The 8367-nt window shown below is 68.9% G+C and carries 8 protein-coding genes; 3 read left to right on the forward strand and 5 right to left on the reverse strand.

All coding sequences use genetic code 11. The features are described 5' to 3' along the window. Positions 1 to 64: 64 nt before the first annotated feature. A complete protein-coding gene (locus tag ED92_RS11040; RefSeq protein ID WP_037336622.1) occupies positions 65 to 817 on the forward strand; it encodes a trypsin-like serine protease in 753 nt (250 codons plus the stop codon). A 56-nt stretch (positions 818 to 873) separates the two neighbouring features. Next, positions 874 to 1089, forward strand: coding sequence for a hypothetical protein (locus ED92_RS41855; protein ID WP_081975764.1), 216 nt, complete (start codon positions 874 to 876; stop codon positions 1087 to 1089). Here the strand turns inward: ED92_RS41855 and ED92_RS43645 are convergent. From ED92_RS43645 to ED92_RS11055, 4 genes are all read right to left on the reverse strand, one after another. Continuing rightward, positions 1079 to 1210 carry a hypothetical protein gene (locus ED92_RS43645; RefSeq protein WP_255355316.1) on the reverse strand — a complete coding sequence of 44 codons (132 nt, stop codon included), beginning with the start codon at positions 1208 to 1210 and terminating at the stop codon, positions 1079 to 1081. The genes ED92_RS41855 and ED92_RS43645 overlap by 11 nt on opposite strands. A gap of 125 nt (positions 1211 to 1335) precedes the next feature. Beyond that, positions 1336 to 2331: a helix-turn-helix domain-containing protein gene (locus ED92_RS11045; RefSeq protein WP_037336624.1), complete on the reverse strand. Its 996-nt coding sequence runs from the start codon at positions 2329 to 2331 to the stop codon at positions 1336 to 1338. A 62-nt stretch (positions 2332 to 2393) separates the two neighbouring features. Further along, complete coding sequence (locus tag ED92_RS11050) at positions 2394 to 3047, reverse strand: trypsin-like serine protease (protein WP_037336626.1); 654 nt, start codon at positions 3045 to 3047, stop codon at positions 2394 to 2396. A 325-nt stretch (positions 3048 to 3372) separates the two neighbouring features. Further along, positions 3373 to 3729, reverse strand: a complete 357-nt coding sequence (locus tag ED92_RS11055) for a hypothetical protein (RefSeq protein ID WP_037336627.1) — start codon at positions 3727 to 3729, stop codon at positions 3373 to 3375. Between the two features lie 256 nt (positions 3730 to 3985). Here ED92_RS11055 and ED92_RS11060 point away from each other — a divergent pair, with 256 nt between their 5' ends. Then, positions 3986 to 7681 (forward strand): CARDB domain-containing protein, encoded by a 3696-nt coding sequence (locus ED92_RS11060; protein WP_037336630.1) that lies wholly within the window; start codon positions 3986 to 3988, stop codon positions 7679 to 7681. Between the two features lie 48 nt (positions 7682 to 7729). Here the strand turns inward: ED92_RS11060 and ED92_RS11065 are convergent, their stop codons facing one another. Continuing rightward, positions 7730 to 8284: a TetR/AcrR family transcriptional regulator gene (locus ED92_RS11065; RefSeq protein WP_037336632.1), complete on the reverse strand. Its 555-nt coding sequence runs from the start codon at positions 8282 to 8284 to the stop codon at positions 7730 to 7732. Positions 8285 to 8367: the final 83 nt, after the last annotated feature.

Raw genomic sequence — 8367 nt, forward strand, 5'->3', positions numbered from 1 at the left:
GGAATTCCCCTTGTCGGGCAGGGGGTCCTAGCCTCGGATCACCTCATCGACGAAGGGTAAGAAATTGCGTCTGCGCGCCCTGCTGGCCGCTGCTGTCCTGACCATCACCACCGCTCCGGCCGCGCTCGCCGCGCCGGACGTCGCCCACGGCACCGATGTCCCACCGGGGCGGTTCGGGTTCGTCGCGAAGATCGCGATGACGAAGATCCCACGTCCCGACGGTTCGACCTACGGCAGCTACTGCACGGGCGCGCTGATCGCGCCGAGCTGGGTCGTCACCACGGGACACTGCTTCCACGACGCGCACCGCAAGCGGGTCGCGGGCAAGATGCCGTATCCGACGATGGTGACGCTGGGCCTGGTCGACGAGGCGGTCGAATCGGGTGTGGCCCGCAAGGCGACCGAAGTGCTGCAGGCGAAGGAAAACGACGTCGCCCTCATCAAGCTGGACACGCCCGTGACGACGGTGTCCCCGCTGAAGGTGAGCCGGGTGCTCCCGAAGGTCGGCCAGCAGCTGACCTTGGCGGGCTGGGGGAGCCTGAACGCCACGAATCCCGCTCCGGCCACCCGGATGCAGCAAGGCACCGTGCAGGTGGCGACGGTGGCGCCGACGACGATCGGCGTCCGCGGCGCCGCGCCGTCGATCACGACCAGCGCCTGCACGTACGACTCGGGGGCGCCGTACTTCGTCGCCGAGGGCACGGGTGGCGCGTTGGTGTCGCTCGAGGCCACCGGGCCGAACTGCCCGCACGCCGGGATCGAGACGACCTCTCGCGCGGACGTCATCGCGGACTGGATCGCCACCCATACGGGCTAACGGACCGTTTCGGCCGGTGGCGCATCGGGTAGTGGCGTGATCAGGAGGTATGTGCGATGACGAATCCTCGAACGACCGCGCCTCCGGCGCCGCCGGACCCGATGCCGCCGGACCCCGGTATGCCCGAACCGGTGCCCGATCCGGGCAGGCCGGAACCGGTCCCGGACCCTGGGGCACCCGAACGGGTTCCGGCTCCGGGACCGGACCGCCCGCTGCCGGAACCCGAGAGCCCGCCGGAATCCCAGCCGGGACCGGCGGGTCTCAGAGGGTGAACGCGAGCCAGAGCGCGAGCCACGCGCAGGCCGCGATCGCGACGACGACCGCGAAGACCCGCAGGCCGGCGGTGGCGATCCGGAGCGACGCCGTGCCGGTGTGGTGCCGGTGATTCCCCATGATTCCGCCCTCCTTCCAAGATCACCATCCGCTCCCGGCGCCTTCACCGCAGCGGGGATGATCGACCCGGGTGACCCCATCCGGGTGAGGGCCACCCGCATTCAGAGGACGAAATGCGGGGGTTTTCAGAGCCAGTTGTTGTGCGTGGCGAAGACCCCCAGCTGGAACCGGCTGGAGACGCCGGCGCGGTCCATCAGGGTTTCGAGGTAGCGGAACAGGGTGCGTCTGCTGACGCCGAGTTCGGCGGCGATCTCGTCGTCCTTGCGCCCGGCGGCGAGCAGGATCAGCAGCTCCCGTTCGACCGGCCGGATCGGCTGCCCGGACGTCCGGCCACGCCGGTCGATCGGGAGCGCGGCCGCCCAGGACGTCTCGAACAGCCCCTCCAGCGCGGAGAAGAGGCTGCAGGGACGCACGATGACGATGGACTGGTTGCGATCGGCCTCGCGGATGGTCAGCGCGATGGTGGCCGCACGGTCGTCGAACAGCGTCAGCTTCACCGGGAGTTCGGGCAGCAGCCGGGCCCGCTCACCGGCGCGCAGGCACGGCAGGATGTTCGCGGCCAGATAGCCGGGATCGCCGAACGACGCTCCACTGTAGACACAGCGATAGCCGATTCCGCGCCGCAGTTGCTCCTCCTCCAGGAGATTCCGGCGGCCGCCGGTGAAGTAGGGCGGGGAATCGAGACGGCGCACCTGATGCCGCACCGTGGTCGCGAGATGCTGCAGCCGGGGGATGATGGCGTCGCCGGTGACCACCTCGAGCAGGTCCTGCGCGTTCGGCATCCCAGCGTGCGCCCGCCTGAAGGCGCGGTACGCGGTCTGGACCGCGAGCCGCGCGTCGTGCAGTTCGGCCTGTCGTCGGGTGGTCAGCGCGGTGAGCGCTTCGCTGGGGTTCGCCGGGACGTACTCGTCTCCGTCCACTCCGGACGAAACCGCGAGACCGGCGTCGGCCAGTTCCTTCAGCGCCAGCTCGACGTTCTCCGCGTCGTCCTCCCGCCAGGCCAGTTCCGCGGCGGTGACGGGCGCGCTTTCGAGCATCCGCCGGTAAAGCCTGGCGGCGGTTTCGCCGAGGCCTAGCCTGCCCAGTTGGGGGCCGAGCCCGTCCGGAGTCGTCGATGCCACTTTCCACCTGCCTCTCAGCGGTCCGGGAGCGGTGGCGCCACCGCTCCCGGACCCGTTCGGACCTAGACCCCCGAGGTGTTCCGGATCCAGGTGCGGTTCGCCGAGATGCTGGTGTGCGTCGAGCTGTCCACCTTGTTGCCCGCGATGTGCACGCCGACCTGCTTGCCGCCGACGAAGACCGGGCCGCCCGAGTCGCCGCCGTTGGTCAGGCCGTTGCCCCGGCGGGCCTTGATCAGTCCATTCCCGACACTGGTCACCGTCATCCGGGCGACCTTGAGGTAACGCTGCAGATCGCCGTCTTCGTTGTAGCCCCAGCCATAAACGTATTCGGTGTCGCCGACCGCGACGGAGGTGCCGAGGGACGCGTACGTCGTGGTCACGGAACGGTCCAGTTTCAACAGTGCGATGTCGGCGCCGCTGGACGGCGTGTAGATGTCGGCCACCACCGCGTACGTGCCGGCCTGGTGGTCGACGTCGCCCACCCGGACGGAGTATTCGGCGCCGGGTTCGTCGATGCAGTGCTGGGCGGTGAGCACCCAGCGGGCGCTGATGATCGAACCGGAGCACCACTGCTCGCCGTTCTGCTCGATCATGGCCGCCCACGGGCCGGACTGGGCGTATTCGCCGTCGATGATGGGGGCCGCGACGGCGGCGGGTGCGACCGTCGTGAGCCCGGCCGCGCACAGCAGTGCGGTGAGGAGACCTCGGATGCGCATGGGTGCCTTCCAATGCAGGGGAATTCAGGGAAATCGACGGGTCACCCGTTTACGGCCACGGCGGATTCGCCAGGGATCGCCCGGCCGGATCCGATACCGGTTTTCCCATGCTAGGCAAGCGGATACGGCGGTTGATAGCGACTAAAGACGGGAGAAGGCCGCGGTGGGCGGCGCGGGACCCGGGCTTCCGGCACTCGAGTGCCGGTGGCACCGATGTGCCAAGGACTTCCGGCTGCGGCCGGTTTCAGGCCAGGTCCGTGAAGGCCTCCTTGAGGGACCCAGGGTCCCTCAAGGAGGCCTTCACGGATCGGCGAGATGTGATCGACTAGCGACGCCGGCGGCGCTCGGACGGCCGCGGATCGAGCAGTTCCTCGGCGAGCAGGATGGCCCGGTCCGAAAGCTTGACGGACAGCCGCTCCACCGACTCGCCGATCCGCCCCGCTTCCCGGCGCACGCCCTCACCCACGGGCTTGCTGTGCCGATCGGCGAGGCCCGCGAGCCTGCTCCCCGAGACCAGGACCAGATCGGCGAGCCGCTCGCCCAGTTCGGTCAGCCGGTTCGCGGTCCTGCCCGCGCGGCGCGCCACGAGATCTTCGGTCTCCCGTCGCAGCTCACGGACCGCGGACCTCGACTCGGTCGTCGTGGCGGTGAGTGCCGACCTCAAGGTTTTCGTCACGTCCATCAGGGTTCGACCTCCACGCGGCTCGCCTGCGTTGAGTGTACAACTGTGCACAGTTTCTGCGGAATACGCGACCACTTCTTCCCGTGTTCTCTCGTATTCGGAGAACAAGTGTGTTGCCAGGCGATCCAATGTCGACAGGCGAAGACATGTCGCAAAATTTCGGAAGCAAGTCAACTTCTTGCATTTTGTCTCCGAGTTGTTGCATGCTCGTACGGCTCTGGCTCCCTCCCCGCCGTCTCAAAGAAGAGAAGACGCCATGACACGTATGCGCCTGTCCCGGATCGTCGCCGGTCTCCTGGTCACGGGGCTTTCCGTCGCCGGACTCTCCTTCGCCTCCGCCGCGAGCGGGCCGCCGCCGGATCCCGCCGTCCCACCCGGTCCAGCTGCGCTCGCCGAAGTGCCGTTGACCCGCACGGTGTCGGCGAGCAGCGCGTTGCCCGGTTATCCCGTCTCGAACGCCGTGGACGGAAACCAGGACAGCTACTGGGAATCAGCCAACAACGCGTTCCCGCAATGGATCCAGGCCGACCTGGGAACGGCCAAAACCCTGTCGCGGATCGTGCTGAAACTGCCGTCCGGCTGGGAATCCCGCACCCAGACGCTGGCCGTGCGCGGCAGTACCGACGGCTCGGCGTTCACCGACCTCGCCGCGCCGACCGGTTACGCGTTCACCCCCGGGACCAACACCGTCACGATCCCGATGACCGCGTCGGCCCGCTATGTCCGGCTGCAGGTCACCGCGAACACGCGCTGGCCCGCGGCGCAGCTTGCGGAATTCGAGCTGTACGGACCGGACACCGGTGACACCCAGGCGCCGAGCGCGCCCGCGAATCTCGCGCTGACCGAGCCCGCCGCCGGTCAGATCCGGCTGACCTGGACGGCTTCGGCGGACAACGTCGGGGTCACCGGGTACACCGTCTACCGCGACGGCACGCCGGTCACGACGATCACCGGCACCACGTTCACCGAATCCAGGCCGACCGGGACCCGGGTCGAGTACTTCGTGCGTGCAAAGGACGCGGCGGGCAACGAATCCGGCGACAGCAACCACGTCGTGCGCTCCGGGACGAGCGCGGGCGCGAACCTGGCGGCGGGTAAACCGATCGAGGCCACCTCGGCGGTCCATTCGTTCGTCCCCGCCAACGCCAACGACAACAACACCGCCACGTACTGGGAGTCCGCCGCGGGCTATCCGAACTCGCTGACGGTGAAACTCGGCGTCGACGCGGACGTCGACTCGGTCGTGGTGAAGCTCAACCCGGACGAGATCTGGGGCGCGCGGACGCAGAACTTCGAGATCGTCGGCCGCGCGCAGGGCGCCACCGCGTTCACTTCCCTTTCGGCGCGGGCTGATCACCGCTTCGACCCGGCCACCAACCAGAACTCGGTGGTCGTACCGGTCAGCGGACGGGCATCGGACGTGCGCCTGCAGTTCTTCGCCAACTCCGGCGCTCCCGGCGGCCAGGTCGCGGAATTCCAGGTGATCGGCACGCCCGCGCCGAATCCAGACCTCGTCGTCACCGGCACGACCTGGACGCCGTCGAACCCGACGGAGACCAGCCGACTCGCCGTCTCGGCAACGGTGAAGAACACCGGCACCGCGAACGCGGCCGCCACGACCGTGAACGTCAGCCTCGGTGGCACCGTCGTCGGCGAAGCGGTGGTCGGGGCGCTCGCCGCCGGCGCGTCCACGACGGTGACCGTCGACGCGGGAACGCGTCCACAAGGGACGTACACCGTGGCCGCGACCGCGGATCCGGCGGGAACGGTGGCCGAGCAGAACGAAACCAACAACACCTACACCTCGCCGACCGCGCTGGTCGTCGCGCAGGCGCCGGGGCCGGATCTCGAGGTCAGCGGCATCACGTCGAACCCGCCCAACCCGGCGGCGGGTTCGGCCGTGTCCTTCACCGTCGCCGTGCACAACCGCGGCACGAGCCGCGCGGACGCTTCGGTGACGCGGCTGGCCGTCGGCGGCACCACGCTGACCGGCGCCACCGGTGCGATCGAGGCGGGGACCACCGCGAACGTCGCGATCGCGGGCACCTGGACCGCCGCCGACGGTGGCGCGACCCTGACCGCGACGGCCGACGCGACCGGCACGGTCACGGAGACCAACGAGGCCAACAACAGTCTCTCGCGGGCGATCGTCGTGGGCCGTGGCGCGGCCGTCCCGTACGTCGAGTACGAGGCGGAAGCCGCGCAGTACCAAGGACAACTGCTGGAAGCCGACCCGTTGCGCACCTTCGGGCATACGAACTTCGCGACCGAGTCCTCCGGCCGCAAGTCCGTTCGGCTGGCTAATCAGGGGCAGTACGTGGAGTTCACGTCGGCGAACGAGGCGAACTCGATCGTCGTGCGCAACTCCATCCCGGACGCCCCCGGCGGTGGCGGACAGGAAGCGACCATCAGCCTGTACGTCAACGGGACGTTCGCGCAGAAGCTGACGCTGTCGTCGAAGCACAGCTGGCTCTACGGCAGCACCGACGACCCCGAAGGCCTGACCAACACCCCGCAGGCCGACGCGCGGCGCCTGTTCGACGAGTCGCACGCGCTGTTGTCCCGGTCGTATCCGCCGGGCACGAAGTTCAAGCTGCAGCGGGACAGCGGTGACAACGCGGCGTTCTACATCGTCGATCTCATCGATCTGGAGCAGGTCGCCCCGGCGTCGGAGAAGCCGGCGAACTGCACGTCGATCACGGAGTACGGCGCCGTGCCGAACGACGGGAACGACGATTCGGCGGCGATCCAGCGCGCGGTGACCGACGACCAGAACGGCGTGATCGCCTGTGTCTGGATCCCGGCGGGGCAGTGGCGGCAGGAGAAGAAGATCTTGACCGACGACCCGAACGTGCCCAACGGCGGCGGCCAGTACAACCAGGTCGGCATCTCCGACGTGACGATCCGGGGCGCCGGGATGTGGCATTCGCAGCTGTACTCGCTGATCGAGCCGCAGAACGCGGGCGGTATCAACCATCCGCACGAGGGCAACTTCGGATTCGACATCGACAAGAACACGCAGATCTCCGACATCGCCATCTTCGGTTCCGGACGGATCCGGGGTGGGGACGGCGGCGCGGAAGGCGGCGTCGGTCTCAACGGCCGGTTCGGTACCGGCACGAAGATCACGAACGTCTGGATCGAGCACGCCAACGTCGGCGCGTGGGTCGGCCGGGACTACAGCAACGTCCCGGCGCTCTGGGGACCGGGCGACGGCCTCGAGTTCAGCGGTATGCGGATCCGGAACACCTACGCCGACGGCATCAACTTCACCAACGGCACGCGGAATTCGAAGGTGTTCGACTCGTCGTTCCGCACCACCGGTGACGACTCGCTCGCGGTGTGGGCGAACCAGTACGTGAAGGACCCTTCGCAGGACATCGCGCACGACAACGTGTTCGCCAACAACACGATCCAGCTTCCGTGGCGTGCCAATGGGATCGCGGTCTACGGCGGCTACGGCAACAGGATCGAGAACAACATCGTCCACGACACGATGAACTACCCGGGCATCATGCTGGCGACGGACCACGATCCGCTGCCGTTCTCCGGGGAGACGCTCATCGCGAACAACGCCCTGTACCGCTGTGGCGGCGTGTTCTGGGGTGAGCAGCAGGAGTTCGGCGCGATCACGTTCTTCGCGCAGGGCAAGGACATTCCCGGAGTCGTGCTGCGGGACACCGAGATCCACGACTCGACCTACGACGGTGTCCAGTTCAAGACGGGCGGCGGCGTCGTGACCGCGGCCCTCACCAACGTCAAGATCGACAAGTCGAACAACGGTGCGGGCATCCTCGCGATGAGCGGCGCCCGTGGCAGCGCGGCCTTGACGAACGTGACGATCAGCGGCTCCGCGAACGGTGATGTCGTCCGTGAGCCGGGGTCGCAGTTCGTGATCAACGGCGCTCCGGTGCCGGCGGTGGTCTCGTCGGGCCGCCGCGGTACCCGGTAAGCGGAATCCGTGCCGGGGGCCGGAGTGGGCGACCACTCCGGCCCCTTGTCACGTCCCGGGGCTCAGCCCCGCCACGGCCAGCCGGAACAGCCGGTCCGCCCGGGCGGCCGGATCCGGGTGGTGCTCGGTGGCCAGGACGATGCCGACGATCAGCGTGATCAGATCCGCGACGGTGACGTCCGGCGACACCGCGCCGTCCCGCGCGGCCCGCCGCAGGAGCGGTTCCCCGGCGTCCTCGATGGCGGCGGAACAGGAGTTCTCCTGTACTGGCCCGTCGTACGAGAGCGCGGCTGCCAGCCCGCGAGCGGAGACGCAGTAGACGACGACCTCGTCCAGCCAGGTCAGGAGTGCTTTCCGGCTGTCTTCCTCGCCGGTCAAGGCGGCGGCGCGGGCGCACAGCGCGGCGATCCGGCTCGCGGAGACCGCCTCCAGCAGCGCCCGGCGGGTGGGGAAGTGGCGGCGCACGGTCGCCGAGCCGACGTTGGCGGTGCGGGCGATCTGCTCCAGCGAGGCGCCGGAGCCGTGGGCCGCGACCTCTTCCTCGGCCACCGCGAGGATGCGCGCGTAGTTCCGCCGCGCGTCGGCGCGCTGACCGTCGGACATGCCTTCACCTCGGTGTTTGCGTAAGTGGCGGGGCCCGCCCTATTGTAGCGGACGATAAGTGGCGGGGCCCCCCACCTCGCCCG

The sequence above is a fragment of the Amycolatopsis sp. MJM2582 genome, from assembly GCF_000754115.1.
GTDB classification, from domain to species: domain Bacteria; phylum Actinomycetota; class Actinomycetes; order Mycobacteriales; family Pseudonocardiaceae; genus Amycolatopsis; species Amycolatopsis japonica.